The sequence below is a fragment of the Rhodanobacter sp. FW106-PBR-R2A-1-15 genome, from assembly GCF_058789735.1.
In genome coordinates this window covers 1-21,787 of record NZ_JBYTEM010000033.1, presented here as the reverse complement: position 1 = coordinate 21,787, position 21,787 = coordinate 1, and the positions used below count along the sequence as shown (strand labels likewise).

The window sequence follows — 21,787 nt, the reverse complement described above, 5'->3', positions numbered from 1 at the left end:
CGGCGGCAGGCCGCGGCCTTCGCGCACCGATGCCGTGGCGGGGCGGCGATCACCCATGCCGCGCGCGTGGTCTACCCGGGCTGCGGGATCAGCAAGGGCGACGTGGCCGCGTACTACGCCGCGGTGGCGCGCTGGATGCTGCCGGAGCTGGTGAACCGGCCGCTGTCGCTGCTGCGCTGCCTGGACGGGGTGGCAGCGCCTGCTTCTTCCAGAAGCACCACGCGCAGGCACTGGGCGATCACGTGCAGGCGATCGTGCTGCGCGAGAAAGGCGGCCTCGTCGATGATCACCTGTACGTGCGCGACCTGGCCGGCCTGCTCGAACAGGTGCAGATGAACGCGCTGGAATTTCATCCGTGGGGCGCGCAGGTGGACCGGCCCGATGCGCCCGACCGCCTGGTGTTCGACTTCGATCCAGCGCCGGGCGTGCCGTGGCCGGCGGTGGTGGCCGGGGCGCGCAAGATCCGTGCGCGGCTGCACGGACTCGGCTTGCAGAGTTTCGTGCGCACCGGCGGCGGCAAGGGTCTGCACGTGGTGCTGCCGATCCGACGCGGGCCGGACTGGGCCACGGCGAAACGTTTCTGCGAGGCGCTGGCCAAAGCGATGGTGGCGCGGCACCCGCAGCAGTACATCGCCACCTCCAGCAAGTCGCGGCGCAAGGGCCTGATCTTCATCGACTGGCTGCGCAACACCCGCGGCGCCACCAGCGTGTGCAGCTGGTCGTTGCGCGCCCGCGCCGGCGCGCCGGTGGCGATGCCGCTGCGCTGGGAGGAACTGGGGCGGGTGCAGGGCGCGGCGGCGTTCGACCTGCGCAAGGCGCTGAAGCGGGCGGCGGCGTTGAAGCGCGCTCCGTGGGAGGGCATCGGCACGTTGCAGCAGTCGTTGCCGGAGCTTTAAGAGCGCCCCCGCACCTGAGGACTCCCTGCGCTCGCCCGGCCCTCCCCTGCAAGCGGGGAAGGGGGTAAAGCCCGGGCTCTAATTCACCTGCAGCGTGTTGTTCGCACGCTGCGCGCCCGGCAGCGAATATCTTGGAACGAGCTGCTGCGGATCCGTCCGTCCGGTGCACGAAAAGGACGCACTGACGAGGAGTCGGCGGCCGCCAGCTTGACTTGCTTGCCCGTGCGCTGCTTGATAAGCAAGAACAGGGGCGGCAGGGGACGACCATGGAGCCAGGACGGATTGTCAAAGAGGCGCGTGTACGGGTGTGCGTAGAGCATGCGCTGCTAGAGCGTCTCGCACAGGATGCGAGAGTGGCCCTGACGGCAGCGCAATACGCGTTGCCCGAGCCCGAGGCGGTGCGCCGCCAGTTGCTGGGACGGGCCGTGCGACTCACCGAAGCAATGGCGCCCAAGGCCATCATGGCGGCAGTCGAGATCCGGGACGCGTTCGGGCTGACTTCGCCGGTCGAGATCTACCAGTCTGCCGGCCGCGAAAACGCGGCCATGCACCTCTTGCGCGAGCCGATCCTGATGGAGATCCAGGGGCGGCTTTTGTCCCTGCTCGACGATGGCGCCCTGCGTGCGGTGATCGGTCATGAGTTCGGCCACTTCATCGCGCACGGGCCGGACTCGCCGCATGCACAGGTGAGTGCGCTGGCCACGTCGCTGGCGCTGGCCGAAGACGCGCCGGTGGAGCTTGCGCTGGTCGCCTCCACTCTTTCGATGGCGCGCGAATTGACTGCCGATCGCTACGCTCTGCTCGCCACGCGGGATCTGGATGCGCTGCTGCGCCTGGAAATGGTGGCGACCACTGGCTTGCCCGCGGAAGACCTCGGCGGCGATACAGCCGGCTATCTCGCCCAGTGTTGCGAGCTGGTGGAGGCGTGCCTCGCGGAGGGTGACAGTGCGCAGGGCGTCACCCACCCCGAACACGGCGTGCGTGCCTGGGCCGCGTGGTTGTTCAGCGAGACCACGCTGTATCGCGAGTTGACCGGTTGCGGTCCCGGCACGCGCACGCTCGACGAGGTGGATGCCCTGATCGAGCGCGTATTGCGCCGGCCCGGGCTGGACGGCGCGTTCCAGTACCTGGAGCCACCGCCCGCGGAACTGCACGAGCTGGCGCTGGCGGCTGCCGTGCTGGTGTCGATGGCTGATGACAACCTGAGCGATGAAGAGGCCGAGGTGCTGGAACGCACCTTTGCCTCGCTGGTGCCCGACTGGCGTCGCCTGCTCGATCCGGCACAGGCGGCACAACGCGTCGAGGAGCTTGCGCCGCTGGCCAAGGCTTGGGGCTCGTCGTTCCTGCGTCCATTGTTCAACCTGCTGATCCACGTACTCACGGCCGACGGCGTAGCGGACGAGCGCGAGTTCGCGCGTGTCATGGAGATCGGCCGCTTGCTTGGCGGCGAGGAGTTGTTTGGTACGTTGATGCGAACGGTGCTCCGCCGGATCACCGTGGAACGCCGTGAGGAGAGCGCCGCCAAGCCGCTGCCAGTGCGCGCCCGTGATGCCGCGCAGGCGCTGGATGTTTATCTCGCCGCCATCTGGCGGCGCGGTGGGTCGCAGACCACCTTGCGCCAGCTGTTGCGCCTGGTGGGCGAAACGCGCCGTGAGGGTGCTGTGCTCGCGCGGCTCGCGGCGGCGCTGGAACACGCCGGCCTTTCCACGTCAGTCGATGTCGCGACGGTCGACCTGGATGGAACCATTGCGTTGTCGCCCAGGCACGCAGCGGCAACCGTGACACCGCCGCCGCCCTTGCCGCAGGATGCGTTGCTGCGCGCCATCCAGCGCCTGCGCGACGAGCTCATCAGCGGCGACGGGCGCAGCCCATCGGTGCGGCTGCGCGAAGTGCGCGTCGGTCGTGCGTTCGATCTCGCCGCACTGTCGCGTATCTCGGTAGGACATGCGGATCGCTGCCTGACATTGGCACAGGACGCCCGCCGCGTGGTGCTGGTGCAGGCGGAACAGGCTGGCGAGTCAAAGGAGGCCGCCAGTCTCCTGCGCCAGCTTGTCGAACTGCGGCGCGAGCACCTGGCGCGGCGTGAGGAGACCGGTGCGCGCGACCTGCATCTCGGCGTCGGTTTCGTGCGCGGCGTGGTGAACGGTTATGTGGTGCGCGCACCCCTGCTGTTGTATCCGGTGGAACTGGAGCCGGACGGCATCGGCGGTATCGCGCTGGTGCATGTGGCCGATGAGCCACCGGTCGCCAACCAGGCACTGTTGCGGCTCATCCATCTCAAGGCGAACCTGCCTTTTGCCGACGATCAGGCAGTCAAGCTCGACGCACTGGCGGCCGACGCCGGCCGGGGCGTGGTGGCGCTGGCCGATCACCTGCGCCAGATCGGCATGGACATTTTCGAGATCGATGCCGCACTGCATACGCTCGACCCGCTCGATGACGACACGGTTGCCTGGAAGGGTTGCCGACTTGAGCTCGAAGCCTGCGCCGTCATCGGTCTGTTCCCCCAGTCCCGCTCCGAACTGCTGCACGACTATGAGCAACTGCTCGCTGAAATAGACTCCCCCGGTGCGGATGTGCATGCGTCGCTGGGTTGCGCCAGTGCACTCTTGCCGGCATCCCTGCGCACGGATCATGCGGCGGAGCCGGCTGCGATCGAGTCAACTGCGCAGGCTCCGACGCTGGTGATTGCCGCCGATCCCTCGCAGGTGGATGTGGTGCGCATGGCGGGCAATACACGCGCCATGGTCGTCGATGGCCCACCAGGGACCGGCAAGAGCCAGGTGATCGTGAACCTGGTGGCGGATGCGCTCGCACGCGGTGAGCGCGTGGCGGTGGTATCGGAGAAACGCGCGGCGCTGGACGTGGTTGCCCAGCGCCTGGCGGGGATCGGCTTCGGCGCTCTGGTTGGCGTGGTGCACGACGTGGTCGATGACCGCAAGGCGCTGTTTCGCAAGATCCACGACCGGCTGGAGTCGAGGGCAAACCGCCCTGCTGCGCCTGCGTCTACCGCGGAGGACGTCGTGCAATTGACTGGCCGGCTGCGTCCGCGCATCGCGCACACGCGCCATTCGACTGCAGGCGAGCCACCGCTGGGCAAGCTGGCCACCTACGCCGCCGGCATTGCCGATACCGTGCCCCAAACCATGCCGCCGCTGGCAGGCCTTCCGTTTGGCGGCGCGCTCAAGCTGGCGAAGCTGGCGCAGGCTTGCCGGCCCTGGGCCGATTTGATGGTGTCGGACAGTCCGTGGCGCCCCTCGGTGACACACCAGCGCCGCTCGCTGGCCGGGAGTACGCGCGAAGCACGCGCGGCCTTCGCCGAATCGCTCATGCAGGCGGTGCGCACGGCTGCTGCCGTGGAAGCGGTAGCAGTGCGCCAAGGTGTCGCGCCCGCCACCAGCGAGTCGCACATGGAAGAACTGCTGAGAGCACACAAGGCGCTCACCTCCCTCAAGGAGGTCGACGCCCTGGCGGCGGCTCTGTTGGAATTTCCTGACGATCGCCGCGCACCCTTGCTCGCCTTGCGGGCGGACTGGATGAGCGCATCGGAAGCGTGGCAGGCCCATCCCGCGCCGGTGCGCGTCGATGCCACGCCGGCGTTCGAGCAGTGCGTACAGGCGCTTTTGACTCAAGGCACCTCGTTCTTGCGTTACCTGTCGCCGGGCTGGTGGAAGGCGCGTGGCACCATCAAGCGCCAGCTGGCGGACGTCTGGCCGGATGCCTTGGGTCGACCGATCGACGCCACCTTGTTGCACGACCTGCATCGGCGGCTGCGACTGGCGCGACTGTGGGCGAGTTTCGACCAGACCGCCGCCCGGACCGGACTTGCACGGGTGCTCGTCGGCGACGCCGGACAGGTTGCCCAATCCTTGCAGCGCGTAGCCGACATCGCCGAACCTGTGCACTGTCTGGTGCGCGTTCGCAACGCGTTGACAACACTGGACGCATGGGCTGCCGGCGATGCGAAAGCATGGCGGCAGACAGTATTCGACCGTCTGGCCGCGGCGCAGGCATGGCGCAAACATGTCGTGGCCAGTCACGCCGCTGCCGAGATTTTCCATGACCTGACTCCGAGCACCCCGGCTGCAGAGCTTGGTATCCGGCATCGCGTCTTCGCACAGCACGCCGACCGCGCCGCCGAACTGGATCGACACCTCGCCGAGGCCTTGACTGTGGATGCATGTGGTCCCCTGGCGATTGCCGCCTGCGCTGACGCCTCGTCCAGTGCATGGTCGGACCTTCTGCTGAAGGCGTGGGCAATCGGTTGCGTGCAGGCGGCACACGATGCGTTACCGGGTGCCTTGCGCAGCGGCGAAGTGGACGACAACGTCACTCGCCAACTGAATGAAGCGCTTGAAGCTCAGGCGCAGGCATCCCGCCACCGCGTGCTCGATGGTGCGGACGCGGCACCCCTGCTTGCCATGCCCGTAGCCGAAAAGTACGCGCGGCGCACGCCCGCGCAGGCTGCCCGCGACAAACTGCAACACGAAGTGGCCAAGCAGCGCGGCCTGATGCCGCTGCGCAGTTTCGTACACAGCTATGCGGTGCAAGGCTTGTTCGACACGTTGCCGGTATGGCTGCTGTCGCCGGAAACGCTGGTCGTGTTGTTTCCGCGCCAGCCGGTGTTCGATGTGGTGATCTTCGATGAGGCGTCGCAGTGCACCGTCGCCAACGGTTTTCCCGCGCTGCTGCGTGCGCGGCGCGTGGTTATCGCGGGTGACGACCGGCAGATGCCGCCCACCGCCTTCTTCAAGGCCACGCGCGACGAGGGTGAAACGGACTCCGAAGAAGAAACGGAACCAGCCGATTTCCTCACCTCGGAATCGCTGCTGACGCTCGCCCGTTTACGCATGCCGGCACGGCGGCTCGACTGGCATTATCGCTGCCAGGACGAGGACCTGATTGCGTTCTCCAACCATGCGATGTACGGAGGCGCGCTGCTCACCTGTCCCGCTTCGTCCCGGCCACCGGTACCGGCCAGCCTGCGCTGGATTGCGGTAGCCGATGCAAAGTACGAGGGCGGACGCAACGATGTCGAAGCCGAGCGCGTGGTGGACCTCGTTGGGGAACTGTTGGCCCGGCCGCAGCCACCGACGATCGGCATCGTGACTTTCAACCTCTCGCAGCGCCTGGCCATACTTGACGCCATTGACCGGCGACGTTCATCGCAAGAGGAGTTCGCTCGCCTGTACGGAGCGGCCGAAGCGCTTGAGCGGCTCGACGACCGCCCCTTCGTCAAGAATATCGAAAGCGTGCAGGGCGATGAGCGCGACGTGATCGTTTTCTCGCTAGGCCATGCGCCGGTGGAACGCGTGCACAAGACACGCGGTGTGCAGCATTACGTGCCGGCGCGGTTCGGGCCGCTGGGCCAGCGTGGTGGCGAGCGTCGCCTGAACGTGGCCGTCTCGCGTGCACGTCAGGAAGCCGTCGTGGTCGCCTCGTTCGATCCTGGTCAATTAAGCGTGGCGCGTGCGAAGAACGACGGCCCACGCCTGTTCAAGGCCTATCTGGAGTATGTCCACCACATGTCCGGCGGCGATCGCTCGCTCGCCGCGCATGTGCTGGACGTGGTGCGCGCCGCAGCGAGTCCGTCCGTCAGTAGCGCGCAGGGGGTTCTGCCGGGCTTCGTGCCGCTTGCCGGCCAACTGATCGAGGCGTTGTTCGCGAAGGGCATCGAGGCCAGCGCGCATGTGGGCGCTTCGCGCTTCAAGGTGCATGTGGCGGCTGAGGGCGAAGTCGCCGGGCGGGCGTATCGCGTGGCGATTCTTTGTGATGAGGGCGACACCGACGATGGTGCATATCGTAGGACCCAGCGGGCTTCCCTGTTGCGTCGGCGCGGCTGGCACGTAGTGCACGTCGATGGTATCGAATGGCTGACCGATCGGAATGCGGTCCTCATGCGAATCGAGCGAGCCATGGCGTAGCAGTCGGAACCCGGGCGCGCAGGTTGGAACGACGCTTTCCGAAGTTTCGCGGCAGGCGACTGTCAGTCGTGGTGAACAACCTCGGCGACCGCCGCTACGTCGGTTCGGTAATCGTCAACGACAGCAACGGGCGCTACTTCGAACCGGGTCCCGGCCGCACCTGGATGCTGGGGGCGCGGCTGGTTTTCTGACGGGTCGTCGACCGGGGCGCGCGGCTATTTCACCTTCAGCGTGTCGTTCGAGCGGTCCGCTTCCGGCAGGGCATGCAGCGGGTCCAGTGTGGCCGACACCACCTTCTGCGTGCCGGCCACGCGCACCACGTACTCGCGGTGCTGCTGCCAGGTCTCGACCGGCACGCGCAGGTCCCGCGTGTTGCCGTCGGCGTAGGTCACCCGCAGCGTGGTGGGCAGCACCAGCTGGCCGAGGTTGGCGATGGTGACTTCCGCGCCATGCGACCAGTGGCCGTCGATCGGCGCGATCTTGCGCACGGCCATGTCGAACTGCCAGTTGTGCTCGTACCAGCCGCGCCAGAACCAGCCCAGGTCCTCGCCGGTCTCGCTTTCCATGAAGCGGAAGAAGTCCGATGGGCTGGGGTGCTTGAACGCCCAGGTGGCGATGTAGCGGCGCAGCGCGGGGTCGAAGCGCTCCGGCCCGACGATCTGCTCGCGCAGCAGCACCAGCCCGAACGCGCCCTTGAAGTAGCTGATCGGGTGGCGGTACTTCTCCGTCATCATGTCGGCGCCGTTGATCAGGACGGGCGCGGCGGGGTCGGCGATGACTTTCGCGATCTCGTCGGCGGGGTTGCCGCCGCCGGGTGCGTACTCGCTGTCGCGCTTGGGGGCGTACTCGCCGTTGTTGAAGGCGTAGTCCTCGTAGACGTCGATGAAGGTGTTGAAGCCCTCGTCCATCCACGCGTCGCGGCGCTCGTTGCTGCCCACAATCATCGGGAACCAGCTGTGCCCGATCTCGTGCGCGATCACCATGTGCAGTTTGCTGCCCTTGGCCAGCTTGTGGTCGAAGGTGATGCCGGGGTACTCCATGCCGCCGGCGGTGCCGGCCTCGTTGATCGCCACCGGCCATGGGTACGGGTACCACTGCCGCGAGAAGTACTCGGTGGCGGCCTTGAGGTATTCGGTGGCGCGGCCCCAGGCTTCCTTGCCGCCGCTTTCGACGGGGTAGACCGACATCGCCAGCGCGGTCCTGCCCTGCGGCAGGTTGATCCGCGCGGCGTCCCACACGAACGCCTTCGAGGCGCCGAACGCCACGTCGCGGGTGTTCTGCATGCGGAAGTGCCAGGTCAGCGTGCCGCCCTGTTTCGGACGGCTGGACGGCTGGGCGACTTCTTCCAGTGTGCGGATCATCACGGTGGCGTCGCTGCGGCGCGCCTGCTCCAGCCGCTCGCGCTCGGTGCTGGTCAGCACTTCCTGCGGATTCACCAGTTCGCCGGAGCCGGCCACGATCATCTCGCTCGGCACGGTGATGGCGTAGTCGAAATCGCCGTACTCGAGATAGAACTCGCTGTTGAGGTAGGGCGCGGTGTCCCAGCCGCGCAGGTCGTCGTACACGGCCATGCGCGGGTACCACTGCGCGATCTCGAAGATCTCGCCGTTCTGGCTCGGGTTGACGTCGGTGCGGCCGCCGAACTCGCCCGGCACGGTGTAGCTCCAGGCGACGTGCAGGCGCAGGTTGCCGCCGTTGCCTTGCAGCGCCACCGGCAACTGCACCTGCATGCGCGTGTCGGAAACCAGCCACGGCACCGCCTGCCGCTTGCCGTGCGCGTCCTCCAGCTCGACCGTGGCGATCCGGTAGCCGTCGGTGAACTCGGTGGGGAACTTGCTGGTGAACGCGCCGCGGGCGTCGCGCCGATAGCGGTTCTGGTCCAGTTGCAGCCACAGCACGTCGAGCGCGTCGGGGCTGTGGTTGGTGTAACTGATCACCTCGCTGCCGCGCAGCTGCCGGGTGGCCGGGTCGAGCGTGGCCGTGATGGTGTAGTCGGCGCGGTTCTGCCAGAACAGCGGCCCGGGCTTGCCGCTGGCCGAGCGGTAGGCCGTGGCCGGCTGCGGGTAGCTGTACGGCGCGAAGGCTTGCAGCGGGTCGAACTTCGCCGCTGCCGGTGCCGGCGCAGCCGTGGCAGCGGCGGCCAGCAGCAGGGTGGCGCTGGCGGCAAGCAAAACGGCGGGCTTCTTCATGCGGTGCCTTGGGCAGAGGAAACGGGTCACGGCCGGCCACCGGCACGCAGCAGCGCCAGCACGTCGTGGCAGGCGCCCATGGTGTGGTAGTCGGTCTTGCCGGCCGGGCTTTTCTCGTCGCTGAGCTTGCGGTTGTCACGGCTGAGGATGCGGTACCAGGCGCCGTGGCGGTGGTCGACGAAATGCTGCCAAGCGTAAGCCCACAGCTTGCCGTACCAGTCGTCGTAGAGGGCTTCGCCGGTGTGCGCATGCAGCCGTGCGGCGGCGGCTAGCGATTCGGCCTGCACCCAGAAGTACTTGTCGTCGTCGCACACGCTGCCGTCCGGCGCGAAGCCGTAGCAGATGCCGCCGTACTCGCTGTCCCAGGCGCGCGCCAGCGCGGTGTCGAACAGCTGCCGCGCGGTGGGCAGCAGCCAGTCCTCGTCGTAGCCGTGCCGGCGCAGCAGCGGCTCCAGGGTCAGCAGCAGCTTGGCCCATTCGGTCTGGTGGCCGCTCTGGAAACCCCACGGACGGAACAGGTGCTTCGGGTCGTCGCGGTGGTAGTCCCAGTCGATGGCCCAGCGGGCGTCGTAGTGCTCCCACACCAGCCCACCGGCCTTGGCGGCCTGGCGGCGGGTCATGTGGTCGGCGAGGGTGTAGGCGCGGTCGAGATAGCGCGCTTCGCCGCTGGCCTGGTAGGCGGCCAGCATCGCCTCGCACATGTGCATGTTGGCGTTCTGGCCGCGGTAGCCGCTGAAGTGCCAGGCCGCGTCCGCCTCGTCGCGGTACAGGCCGGCGGCGTCCTCCCAGTAGTGCTGCTCCAGCAGGTGCCAGGTTTCGTCCATCCACGCGGCGGCCTCGCCGATGCCGGCCTTCAGCGCGCTGGCGTAGGCGAGCAGCACGAAGGCCACGCCGTAGGCATGGTTGGTGCGGTCCTCCGCCTGCCCGTCGCGGATCGTCCAGGCGTAGCCGCCGGTGTACGGGTCGCGGTGCACCTCGCGCAGGTAGCGCAGGCCGTGGCGCGCCGCGTCGAGGTACTCGCGCTGAAGTGCCGCATCGTCGCCGAACTCGATCGCCGCCATCGCGTAGTTGAAGACGAAGCGGGTGCTGCTGACCAGGTGCCGGTGGTTGCGCTCGTAGACCGTGCCGTCGTCGCGGAAGTAGTGGAAGAAGCCGCCTTGCGGGTCGATCGCGCGCGGGTGGTAGAACGCCATCGTCTGCGCGATGTGCCCGCGCAGGAACTTGGCGGCACGGAAGTCGGGGGCGTGACTCATGCCTGTTGTTCCATGAAGGCCAGCACCTCGGCGCCGCGCGGCATGGCGGCGAACGAGCCCCGGCGGGTGACGGTGAGCGCGCCGCAGGCGGCGGCGAAACGCAGCATCGCGTGCAGCCGCGGCATCGCGGCGACCAGGCGGTCGAGCCGGTCCGGGCCGGCTTCCAGCTCGGCCAGGCAGCACAGCAGGCCGCCCATGAAGGCGTCGCCGGCGGCGGTGGCATCGACCACGGCGACCGTGTAGCCGGGCAGTTCGCCTTCGGCGTCAGGGTGGAACCAGCGCAGCGGTTGCGCGCCGTCGGTCACCAGCACCAGCCGGGTGCGGCCCTGCCACAGCCGGTCCAGCGCGGCCTGCTCGCCGTCCGGCGCCAGCCAGGTGAATTCCTCGGCGGAGAGCTTCACCACGTCGGCCAGATGCAGCGCCGGCCATACCAGCGGGTGCGGATCACTGCCGGCCGGCCACAGCGCAGGGCGCAGGTTGAGGTCGAAGCTGACCAGCGCGCCGGCGCCGTGCGCGCGCTGCATGCCTTCGCGGGTGGTGGCGGCCAGCGCCGGGTCGGTCATGCTGTTGGAGCAGACGTGGAACACGGCAAGCTCGCGGAAGGCATCCGCGCGGAAGTCGGCCGGCCGGAACAGCAGGTCGGCGCTGCGCTCGCGGTAGAAGGCGAAGCTGCGTTCGCCGTGGGCGTCCAGCGTGACGAAGGCCAGCGCGCTGTTCGCCGCATCGGTGCGCACCACGTCGGCGGTGCCGACGCCGGCCTGCTGCAGGCTGTCGAGCAGGAAGTCGCCGAAGCGGTCCGTCGACAGCATGCCGGCGAAGCGGGCATCGCCGCCGAGCCGCGCCGCGGCGACCGCCACGTTGGCCGGCGCGCCGCCGGCGAACGGCACGAAGCTGGCGGCGAAGCCGCGCGGGTCGAGGCCGTCGGCGTGCAGGTCGATCAGTGCCTCGCCGAAGCACAGGATGGGCCGTGTCGGCATGTCAGTGGATTTCGCTGGCGTCCGCTGCCGGGATGCTGCGGATGCGCGAGCCGCGCAGGCCGTAGAACACGATGTACAGGTAGCACAGCAGCGGCAGGAAGAACGCGTGCTGCAGGCCGATATGATCGGCGAACACCCCTTGCAGCGGCGGGATGATCGCGCCGCCCACGATGGCCATGATCAGCAGGCTGGACGCCTTGCTGGTCATCGGCCCCAGCCGCTCGATGCTGAGCGCGAAGATGGTGGGGAACATGATCGAGTTGAACAGGCCGATCGCGATGATGCTGTACATCGCCAGCGCGCCGCTGCTGGATATGGTGGTCAGCACCAGCAGCGCGTTGATCGCGGCGAACAGTGCCAGCAGCTTGCGCGGCGAGAACTTCGCCATCAGCGCTGAGCCGACGAAGCGGCCGACCATCGCGCCGCCCCAGTACCACGAGACGTAGCCGGCAGCCTGCTGCTCGCTCAGGTGGCCGATCTCGGGCATCGACAGGTAGTTGACCATGAAGCTGCCGATCGACACTTCCGCACCGACGTAGAAGAAGATGCCGAGCACGCCGAACAGCACGTGCGGGTGGCGTAGCACCTCGGCAAAGCCGTGGCGCGCGTGGTCGTCCTTGTCGGTGGCCTCGCTCAGCGCCGGCAGGCGGAACAGCCAGACGAAGGCCGCCAGCAGAAACAGCACCACCGCCAGACCAATGTACGGCCCCTGCACCGCCTGTGCCTGCTGGGTGTCGTAGAGCAGGCGCTGCGCCGGTTCCAGCACGGCCAGTTCGTCCGGGCTTTTCACCACGTTGGACAGGATCAGCAGGCCGCCGAAGTAGGGGGCCAATGCGGTGCCGGCGGAATTCAGCGCCTGCGCCAGGGTCAGCCGGCTGGAGCTGGTCTTCTCCGGGCCGAGCAGGGCCACGTACGGATTGGCCGCCACCTGCAGCACGGTGATGCCGGTGGCCAGCACGAACAGCGCGGCGAGGAAGGCCGGGTACAGCTGCAGCCCCGCGGCCGGCCAGAAGCCCAGCGCACCGACGCCGGCGATCGCCAGCCCGGCCACGATGCCCTTCTTATAGCCCAGCGCGGCGACCAGCTGGCCCGCCGGCAGCGCCATCAGGAAGTACGCGCCGAAGAAGGTGAACTGCACCAGCATCGCCTGCGCGTAGTTGAGCTGGAAGATCGACTTCAGGTGCGGGATCAGGATGTCGTTGAGGGAGGTCAGGAAACCCCACATGAAGAAGATGGTGGTGAGCACGCCCAGCGCCGTCGGATGGCTGGTGTAGGGTTCGTGACCGGCGCGGTCCGGCGCGGATGCAGGCGGGGAGGGCGGTACGGTGGCAAGGGCCATGGCGGTATTCCGGTTCGCAAGTGGCGGAAGGTGGACGGACCGATCGACGGCGCCGTGCCGCCAATGTAACCGTTTTCGCCGCCACGCCGATCGCGCGCCGCAACATGCCGCCGGCGGTGTTACCTTCAGGCTTCCGTCCCTCGCCGAGGTCTTCCATGCCCCGCACCATCACGATGCTGCTCGCCCTGCTGGGACTGATGGCCGCTGCGCCCGCGCTGGGCTCGCGCGGGCACGCGGCCGACGTCGATCCGCGCATCGGCACCGGTGGCGACGGCCACACCTTCCCTGGCGCCACCGTGCCGTTCGGCATGATCCAGCTCTCGCCCGACACCGCGATGCCCGACTTCAAGCACGGCTACAAGTGGGCCGCCGGCTACCAGTACGGCGACAGCAGCATGCTGGGTTTCTCGCACACGCACTTCTCCGGCTCCGGCCATTCGGATCTGGGCGACGTGCTGCTGATGCCGATTGCCGGCGACGTGCGGCTGGAGCCCGGCGACCCGACCGCGCCGGGCAGCGGCTACCGCTCGCGCTTCTCGCACGACAGCGAGGTGGCGCAGGCCGGCTACTACGCGGTCACGCTGAGCGATTACGGCGTGCGCGCCGAACTCACCGCCGGGCGCCGCATCGGCTGGCACCGCTACACCTTTCCGGCCGGCAAGCCCGCGCACCTGCTGCTGGACCTGCGCCCGAGCATCTACGACTACCCCGGCAAGGTGCTGTGGGCCAGCCTGCGCGTGCATGCCGACGGCAGCGTCACCGGCTGCCGCAGCACCCGCGGCTGGGCGCCGGGGCGCGAGCTGTGCTTCGCCATGCGCTTCTCCGCGCCGATGACCTCGCGCGAGCTGTACAACCGCGAGACCGACATCACCTACAAGGGCTTCAAGGGACCGGGCCATCAGGCCGAGGACCGCGACGCGCAGGACGGCCGCGCGCTGGTCGGCGTGTTCGACTTCGGCCAGCTGCACCAGCCGCTGGAGGTGAAGGTGGCGATCTCGCCGGTGAGCGAGGCGAACGCAGTCGCCAACCTGGACAAGGACGGCGCGGGCTGGGATTTCGACGCGCGCCGCGCCGAGGCGAAAGCCGCCTGGGACCAGGCGCTGGCGGTGATCGACGTGGATGCGCCGAAGACCGCGAAGACGCAGTTCTACACCGCGCTGTACCACGCCATGCTGTCGCCCACGCTGAGCATGGACGCCAACGGCGAGTACCGCGGGCCGGACCACGCGGTGCATCGCACCGACGGCTTCGAGTTCTACTCCACCTGGTCGCTGTGGGACGTGTACCGCGCGCAGCAGCCGCTGATGGTGCTGCTGCGGCCTGACCTCAGCAGCGACTTCGTGCGCTCGCTGGTCGCCGCGCGCGAGGCCAGCCCGTTCGGCATCCTGCCGGTGTGGGCGTACCAGGGGCTGGAGACCTGGTGCATGATCGGCTACCACGCGGTGCCGGTGATCGCCGACGCCTACGTCAAGGGCGTGCGCGGCTTCGATGCGGACAAGGCGCTGGCAGCCATGGTGGCCAGCGCGACCTACGCGCCGTACGGCGACCTGGCCGACTACATGAAGCTTGGCTACGTGCCGATCGACAAGGAGCCGGAGGCCGCCTCGAAGACACTGGAGTACGCCTACGACGACTGGTCGCTGGCGCAGATGGCCAGGGCGATGGGCAAGACGGACGTCGCCGCCACATTCGCCAGGCGCGCGGGCAACTGGCGCCACGCGTGGGACGCGAAGAGCGGCTTCATGCGCGCGCGGCTCAGCGACGGCAAGTTCCGCGAGCCGTTCGATCCCGAGGCCGCCGGCTACGGCAGCGACTACACCGAAGGCAACGCCTGGCAGTACTCGTGGTACGTGCCGCAGGACGTGGCGGGGCTGATCGCTGCGATGGGCGGCGACGCGAAGTTCGTGGCCAAGCTCGACGCGCTGTTCGAGGCGAAGGTCGACCCCTCGCACTTCAAGCACGTCGAGGACATCACCGGGCTGATCGGCTGGTACGCGCACGGCAACGAGCCCAGCCACCACATCGCCTACCTGTACGACTACGCCGGCGCGCCGTGGAAGACCCAGGCGCGGCTGAAGCAGATCATGGACAGCCAGTACGCGCCGCGTCCCGACGGCCTCAGCGGCAACGACGACCTCGGCCAGATGTCGGCTTGGTACGTGTTCACCGCGCTCGGCTTCTATCCGGTGACGCCGGCCAGCGACGAGTACGCGATCGGCCGGCCGTTCGTGGCGCGCGCCACGATCCAGCTCGGCCACGGGCGTACCTTCACCATCAGCGCCTCGCCGCTGGACGACGCCCACCCCTACGTCGGCGCGGTGACGCTGAACGGCAAGCCGCTGGAGCGCAGCTACCTGCGCCACGGCGAGATCGTGGCCGGCGGCGAGCTGCACTACACCATGCAGGGGCAGCCGGACCGCACATGGGGCGGCGCGGCGGCCGCCCGCCCGGCGGCGATGAGCCGCTACGGGCGGTGAACGCGCATGGCAACGGCGGCATGCGGATGAAACATGCCAGAATGCGGGGACTTCCTCATGGGCGCGCCGATGCGGCTGGCGACATGACAACGCGGGGCATCATGCGCTGGCGTACCGCCGGCCTGTTGCTGGCGATGCTGTTCATCGTCGGCCTGCCGTACATCGTCACGCTGCAGGGCGCGCGCGACACGGCACGGGCCACCGAATGGGTGGCGCGCTCGACCGAGGTGAAGGCGCTGGCCTACCGCATCGCCTACATGGTGCATGACAGCGAGGCGGCCAGCTACCGGCTGCTGGCGGGCGACGTGAACGCGGCCACCCACGGGCGCGCCGAGCGGGTCGGCAACGAAGTGTCGCCGCTGCTGCAGAAGTTGCGCGGGATGACGCGCGACAACCCCGACCAGCAGGCCCTGATGGGCTCGCTGGCCAGCAGCGTCAACGGCCGCCTCACCCTGATGAACCAGGCGCTGGAGCGGCTGCGGCAGGGCAACCCCGCCGGCGCGCGGCAATCGCTGCGCGATGCCGACGACCTGTTCGGGATGAACCCGCAGATCGCCGGCATCGTGCAGATCGAGGACGGCCTGCTGCTGCAGCGCGAGAAGGCGGCCGCACGGCAATCCCTCGAGGGGCGCATCGTGCTCTCGATCACCGCGCTGGCGCAGATCCTGCTGCTGGTCATCATCGTGGTCACCTCCGAGCGGCAGATCGGTCGGCGCCAGCTGGCGGAGACCCGCGAAGGTCGCGCGGTGCTGCGTTCCCAGCTGATCTTCCAGGCGGTGCGCGAGCCGATCGCGCTGTTCGACGAGAACCTCAACAGCCTGCTGGTGAACAACGCCTTCAGCGAACTGTACGGCATGGATCCGCGGCGGCGCTCGCTGCCGCTGGTGCAGATCGGCCATGGCGCGTGGAGCGACGGCGTGCTGCTGCAGCGCCTGAATGACGTGCTGCTGCGCGACCGCGAGCTGTGGGACTACGAGATGGTGCAGCGCACCGTCGATGGCATCGACCGCCACGTACTGATCAACGCGCGCCGGCTGCAGCAGCAGGACGGCGGCACCCCGGCGCTGCTGCTGACGGTCAGCGACGTCACCACGCGCGCGCTGGCCGAGCAGCAGGTGAACGAGCTCAACCATCAGCTGGAAGGCAAGGTGGCGCAGATTTCCGACGTCAACCGCGAACTGGAGGCGTTCAGTTACTCGGTGTCACACGACCTGCGCGCACCGCTGCGCCACATCGCCGGGTTCGCACGCAAGCTGGAGCAGCACCTGGACGAGCGGCTGGACGAGAAAGCCACCCACTACATCGAGGTGATCGCCGGCTCGGCGCAGCGCATGGCCGTGCTGATCGACGACCTGCTGGTGTTCTCGCGGCTCGGCCGCGGCGCGCTGCGCCTGCAGGCGGTGGACATGCAGTCGCTGGTCGACGAGGCCCGCGCACTGGCCGAATCGGGTGTGTCGGGGCGGCGTATCGTGTGGAGCATCGCGCCGTTGCCGATGGTGATCGGCGATGAGAACATGCTGCGCACGGTGTGGCAGAACCTGCTCGCCAATGCGGTGAAGTACACCGGCCACTGTGAGGTGGCGCGCATCGAGGTGAGCGTGCGCCAGGGTCGCAACGGCGACTACGAATTCACGGTAAGCGACAACGGCGCGGGGTTCGACATGCAGTATGCGGACAAGCTGTTCGGCGTGTTCCAGCGCCTGCACAAGGCCTCGGAGTTTCCGGGCAACGGCATCGGGCTGGCCAACGTGCGGCGGATCGTGGCGCGCCACGGCGGCCGCGTCTGGGCCGAGGCCGAATCGGGCCGGGGCGCCCATTTCCATTTCTCGCTGCCGGCCACCGACGCGTCCGGCACACGCACCGAGAGCAAAGCATGAACAAGAAAGACCTGCGCACCATCCTGCTGGCCGAGGACAGCCTGGCCGATGCCGAGATGGCGATGGACGCGCTGGGCGAGGCGCACCTGGCCAACCCGGTGGTGCATGTAGAGGACGGCGTGGAGTGCATGGACTACCTCCACTGCCGCGGCGCGTGGGCCACGCGCGAGCCGGGCGACCCGGCGGTGGTGCTGCTGGACATCAAGATGCCGCGCATGAACGGGCTGGACGTGCTGACCGCGATGCGCGGCGACGAGCGGCTGCGGCGGATCCCGGTGGTGATCCTGTCCTCCTCGCGTGAGGAGAGCGACCTGGCGCGCAGCTGGGACCTCGGTGCCAACGCCTACGTGATCAAGCCGGTCGACGTGGACCAGTTCTTCGACGCGGTGCGTACACTGGGCCAGTTCTGGGCGGTGCTCAACCAGGCGCCCAGCCCGGAGTGAACGGATGGAACGCTAACACCCGCGGCGGCTCCCACGGCCTACGGGTTCCAGAAACGGACAGCAGCGATGAACCCCATGCCAAGCGGAAAACCCAGGGAGACGCCGGCCATCCGGGTGCTGCAGGTCGAGGACAGCCGGCTCGATGCGGAGCTGGTGCTCGCCGAGCTCGACGCCGACCACATCGCCTATGAGGTGCGCCTGGTCGACGACGAGTCCAGCTTCGTCGCCGCGCTGGACGACTTCAGGCCGCACATCGTGCTGTCGGACCTCAGCATGCCGGGCTTTTCCGGCCAGCATGCACTGGAGCTGCTGCGCCGGCGCGACGAGGACCTGCCGTTCATCTTCGTCTCCGCCACGCTGGGCGAGGAGGCGGCGATCGAGGCATTGCACAACGGCGCCACCGACTACATCCTGAAGCAGAATCCGGCCCGGCTGGCCAGCGCGGTGCGCCGCGCCCTGAGCGAGGCCTCGGCGCGCCGGGCCAGCCGTCGCACCGAGGCGGAGCTGGTCCGCGCGCAGCGCTTCGAGAGCCTGGCGATGCTTGCCGGGGGCCTCAGCCACGACCTGCGCAACCTGCTGCAGCCGCTGCTGCTGGCCGGCGACAGCCTGCAGGATTACCAGCATGACCCGCGCCTGGCGCGGCTGGGCAAGCTGGTGCGCGATTGCGGCAAGCGCGGCCTGGACATGGTGCACTCGATGCTGTCGTTCGCCAGCGGCGCGCGCCGCGCGGAACAGGTGCGGCTGGCACGCTGTTCAGCGCGTTCGACCTGCTGATGCAGGGCAGCGTGCCGCACACGGTGACGATGGAACTGGCGATCGACGATCCGGACCTGTCGTTCGAAGGCAACCACACCGAGTTGCAGCAGTGCTTGCTGAACCTGTGCCTGAACGCGATCCAGGCGATGCCGGACGGCGGCCGCCTGCGCGTCGAAGCCGCGCGGACGCAACTGCCGGAGGACTTCTTCCAGCCCGGTGAGTCGTCGCGGCAGTGCTGCTACCTGTGCATCAGCGTGATCGACGACGGCCCAGGCATGGAACCGGCGGTGAAGGAGCGCCTGTTCGAGCCGTTCTTCACCACCAAGGAAGCCGGTACCGGGCTCGGCCTGGTCTCGTGCAAGCGCATCGTCACCAGCCATGGCGGCGTGATGCGGGTGGACAGCGAGCGGGGCCGCGGCAGCCGCTTCGACCTCTATTTCCCGCTGGAGGGACTGGCCGCCGACAACGGCGAGGCGGGCGACCAGGACAACCTTGAAGGTGCCGCCGAGCGCGTGCTGGTGGTGGTGGAAGAGGCCGGCCAGTTGTCCCTGCTGGCCGACACACTGGATGCCTGGGGTTACCAGGCCCACGCCAGCCAGAGCGGCACCGCCGCGCTGCAGTGGATCGAGGCCGCCGGCCTGCCCGACCTGGTGGTGCTGGACGCGGACATGAACCTGTTCACCGGCGTGCGCACGCTGGCGGCGCTGATCGAGCAGGGTTACCGCCATGCGGTGATCCTGCTGGCGCGCCCCGGCGCGACCCCGGACCTGCACGAGCTGCCGCCGCTGCCGCATCTCTATGTGATCGACAAGCCGGTCACCACCCAGCTGCTGCTGCGCACGCTGCGCAAGGCGCTGCGCGAGGCCGGCAGCGGCGGTTGATCCCGCCGTTCGTCTGGCCACTCAGGGGGTGACCTTGTTGACGTATTACTTGGATCTGGCCTGGCGCAGTTGCCGGCGCAGCAAGGCGCTGACCGCGCTGGTGGTGCTGCTGATGGGTTGCGGCGTGGCCACCTGCATGGTCACCTTCGCGGTGTTTCGCGTGGCCGCGGCCGATCCGATTCCATGGAAATACGACCAGTTGTTCGTGCCGCAGATCGACAACTTCGGGCCGGCGCACAACGGGAAGGGCGAGCCGCCGATCCTGCTCAGCTACACCGATGCGCAGGCGCTGCTGCACGCGCGGCAGGCGAAGAGGCAGGTACTGATCTACGGCAGCAAGTGGACGCTGCTGCCGGACGACGCGCGGCAGCAGCCGTTGCCGCAGGAAGGCGATGCGGTCAGCAGCGATTTCTTCGCGATGTTCGACGCGCGCTTCCGCTACGGCGGCGGCTGGTCGGCCAGCGATGACGACCAGCGCGCGGCGGTCGTCGTGATCAGCAGCGCGCTCAATCAGAAGCTGTTCGGCGGCGCCGACAGCGTGGGCCGCGAGATCAACCTGGACGCGCACGTCTACCGCATCGTCGGCGTGCTGGACGACTGGGAGCCGCGCCCGCGCTACTTCGACGTGGCCAGCACGTTCTATGCTTTCAGCCATCCGCGGCAGCTCTACCTGCCGTTCAGTCGCGCCATCGATGTGCAGAAGGCCACCACCGGGCAGTTCTACTGCAGCGCGAATACCGTCGGTCCCGACCTGCCGGACTGGAGCAGCGTGCTGCGCAGCGAATGCGCGTGGGTTGCGGCTTGGGTGGAATTACCGGCGCACGCTGACGTGGCGCGTTACCGCGACTGGCTGCGCAACTACGCGGCTGAGCAGCAGCGCCTCGGTCGCTTTGGCTGGTCGCCGAATGTGAGCTTGTCCAATGTAGGGCAGTGGCTGCACGTAATGAAAGTGGTGCCGAAGTCGTCCGCGCTGTCGCTGATCGTCTCGGTGAGCTTCCTGCTGATCTGCCTCGTCAACGTGATCGGCCTGATGCTGGCCCGCTTCATGCGTCGTGCGCCGGAGATCGGCGTGCGGCGCGCGCTGGGGGCATCGCGCGGCGCGATCTATCGCCAGTTCCTGACCGAGGCGGCGGCGATCGGGCTGGCTGGTGGCTTGCTGGGCCTGCTGCTGACGGCGCTGGGCATGGCGGGTATTGGCGAGGTGTTCGAGCCGGAGATCGCCCGGCTGGCGCGGCCGGATACGTCGCTGTTGCTGCTGACCGTGCTGGTCGCGGTACTCGCCACCTTGATCGCCGCGCTGTATCCCACCTGGCGCGCCGCCCAGGTGCAGCCGGCGTGGCAGCTGAAGTCGAACGGATGAGCACGATGCAGATTCGACCGATCCTCGCTGCGCTGCGTCGACACAAGATGGCCACGCTGCTCATTGTGCTGCAGATCGCGCTGACCCTGGCGGTGGTCAGCAACGCGCTGTTCATCGTCAAGACGCGGGTGGTGCACCTGTCGCGCCCAAGCGGTACCGACGAGGCGCATCTGTTCGCGATCAACAACCAGTGGATCGGCCAGCTGGACGTATCGCATATCCACGCGCAGATGCACGCCGACCTGGCGACCTTGCGCAAGTTGCCGGGCGTGCGCGACGCGTTTGCCAGTCAGGCCTACCCGATGCAGGAAAGCGGCGGCGGGCTGGTGCGCATCAAGCATCGGGTCGAGGAAAAGAAGCTGCAGCTGGCGCTTTCCTATTTTGCCGACGAGCACGCGATCGACACGTTCGGCATCGCACTGGTGGCCGGCCGCAACTTCCGCGCCGACGAGATCGGCAGCCTCGGCCCGTACGACAAGGTGGCGCCGGCCGTCATCATCATCACGCGCGACCTGGCCCACAAGCTGTTCCCTGACGGCGCGGCCGTGGGTCGGCGCGTGTATCTCGGGGACGACGGCCCGAGCACGATCATCGGCGTGGTCGATCGGCTGCAAGGCAGTTACGCGGGCAGCGGCGTACGTTCGATCGACGAATACACAGTGCTGCTGCCGGCGCTTCGCGCCAGCCCCGACGATGGCGTGATCTATCTAGTGCGTGTGCAGCCGGGCCGACTGGAGGCGGCACTGCACGCGGCGCCGGCGTCGCTGCTTGCACAGAACCGCATGCGCCTGATCAGCCCGGAAGATGGCGTGGTCACGCTGACGCAGGCCCGCACGAAAGCTTATGCCACCGATCGCGGCGTGGCGATCATGATGGGTGCGATGTGCACCTTGCTGCTGCTGGCGACCGCCGGCGGGATCGTGGGCTTGAGCAGCTTCTGGGTCGGCCAGCGGCGCCGTTCGATCGGCGTACGGCGTGCCCTGGGCGCGACGCGTGGCGACATCCTGCGTTATTTCCAGACCGAGAACGCCTTGATCGTCGGTATCGGCGCGGTGCTGGGCGTGGCGCTCGGCATCGTCGCGAACCTGTCGTTGATGACGCACTACGAGCTGCCGCGGATGCCGCTGTGGCTGCTCGGCGTCGGCGCGCTGTCGCTGTGGCTGCTCGGCCAGCTGGCCGTGCTCGGCCCGGCGCGGCGCGCTGCCGCCGTGCCGCCGGTGGAGGCGACACGCTCAGTATGAGCCGGTGCTTTGGTAAGGCGGGCAGTACCGGCCGCTCTTCGGTATCGCATGGCAGGAGCCGGCGGGCAGTGCCCGCCCTACGATCCGGAACCTTGTTGTAGATACCGTCTCGTCCCGCGTTATGCAAGCGAGCATCCAGGTGATGCGTGCGCAGAGGCAACGAGGCGGTGTCTG

At 68.4% G+C, this 21,787-nt stretch carries 11 protein-coding genes and 2 pseudogenes; 9 read left to right on the top strand and 4 right to left on the bottom strand.

All coding sequences use genetic code 11. The features are described 5' to 3' along the window. The first annotated feature begins 135 nt into the window (after window positions 1-135). From ligD to AC3WTD_RS15250, 3 genes and pseudogenes are all read left to right on the top strand, one after another. A pseudogene (gene ligD, locus AC3WTD_RS15260) lies at window positions 136-896 on the top strand (non-homologous end-joining DNA ligase). A gap of 353 nt (window positions 897-1,249) precedes the next feature. After that, the gene (locus AC3WTD_RS15255) at window positions 1,250-6,820 is read left to right on the top strand and encodes an AAA domain-containing protein (RefSeq protein WP_492614290.1); all 5,571 of its coding nucleotides are present in this window, start codon (window positions 1,250-1,252) and stop codon (window positions 6,818-6,820) included. A gap of 68 nt (window positions 6,821-6,888) precedes the next feature. Beyond that, entirely contained in the window at window positions 6,889-7,011 is a 123-nt protein-coding gene (locus tag AC3WTD_RS15250; protein ID WP_255324890.1) for a hypothetical protein, read from the top strand. Window positions 7,012-7,035: 24 nt separating this feature from the next. Here the strand turns inward: AC3WTD_RS15250 and AC3WTD_RS15245 are convergent, their stop codons facing one another. Genes AC3WTD_RS15245 through fucP form a run of 4 tightly spaced genes read right to left on the bottom strand, consistent with a single transcriptional unit; the run spans window position 7,036 to window position 12,578 of the window. Next, entirely contained in the window at window positions 7,036-9,009 is a 1,974-nt protein-coding gene (locus AC3WTD_RS15245; RefSeq protein ID WP_492614289.1) for a M1 family metallopeptidase, read from the bottom strand. A gap of 26 nt (window positions 9,010-9,035) precedes the next feature. Then, complete coding sequence (locus AC3WTD_RS15240) at window positions 9,036-10,262, bottom strand: AGE family epimerase/isomerase (RefSeq protein ID WP_027493309.1); 1,227 nt, start codon at window positions 10,260-10,262, stop codon at window positions 9,036-9,038. Next, window positions 10,259-11,239 carry a carbohydrate kinase family protein gene (locus AC3WTD_RS15235; RefSeq protein WP_027493310.1) on the bottom strand — a complete coding sequence of 327 codons (981 nt, stop codon included), beginning with the start codon at window positions 11,237-11,239 and terminating at the stop codon, window positions 10,259-10,261. Before AC3WTD_RS15235 ends, AC3WTD_RS15240 begins: the two co-directional genes overlap by 4 nt. Before the next feature lies 1 nt (window position 11,240). Next, window positions 11,241-12,578 carry an L-fucose:H+ symporter permease gene (fucP, locus tag AC3WTD_RS15230; RefSeq protein WP_027493311.1) on the bottom strand — a complete coding sequence of 446 codons (1,338 nt, stop codon included), beginning with the start codon at window positions 12,576-12,578 and terminating at the stop codon, window positions 11,241-11,243. Window positions 12,579-12,733: 155 nt separating this feature from the next. Between fucP and AC3WTD_RS15225 the strand changes: the two genes are divergently transcribed. From AC3WTD_RS15225 to AC3WTD_RS15200, 6 genes and pseudogenes are all read left to right on the top strand, one after another. Further along, complete coding sequence (locus AC3WTD_RS15225) at window positions 12,734-15,055, top strand: GH92 family glycosyl hydrolase (RefSeq protein ID WP_492614288.1); 2,322 nt, start codon at window positions 12,734-12,736, stop codon at window positions 15,053-15,055. Between the two features lie 101 nt (window positions 15,056-15,156). Then, window positions 15,157-16,932, top strand: coding sequence for a sensor histidine kinase (locus tag AC3WTD_RS15220; protein ID WP_081666651.1), 1,776 nt, complete (start codon window positions 15,157-15,159; stop codon window positions 16,930-16,932). After that, entirely contained in the window at window positions 16,929-17,375 is a 447-nt protein-coding gene (locus tag AC3WTD_RS15215; protein WP_027493314.1) for a response regulator, read from the top strand. Before AC3WTD_RS15220 ends, AC3WTD_RS15215 begins: the two co-directional genes overlap by 4 nt. A gap of 75 nt (window positions 17,376-17,450) precedes the next feature. Then, a pseudogene (locus tag AC3WTD_RS15210) lies at window positions 17,451-19,012 on the top strand (sensor histidine kinase). Window positions 19,013-19,046: 34 nt separating this feature from the next. Next, window positions 19,047-20,372, top strand: coding sequence for an ABC transporter permease (locus AC3WTD_RS15205; protein WP_492614287.1), 1,326 nt, complete (start codon window positions 19,047-19,049; stop codon window positions 20,370-20,372). 5 nt (window positions 20,373-20,377) lie between these two features. Beyond that, window positions 20,378-21,613: an ABC transporter permease gene (locus AC3WTD_RS15200; protein WP_492614286.1), complete on the top strand. Its 1,236-nt coding sequence runs from the start codon at window positions 20,378-20,380 to the stop codon at window positions 21,611-21,613. Window positions 21,614-21,787: the final 174 nt, after the last annotated feature.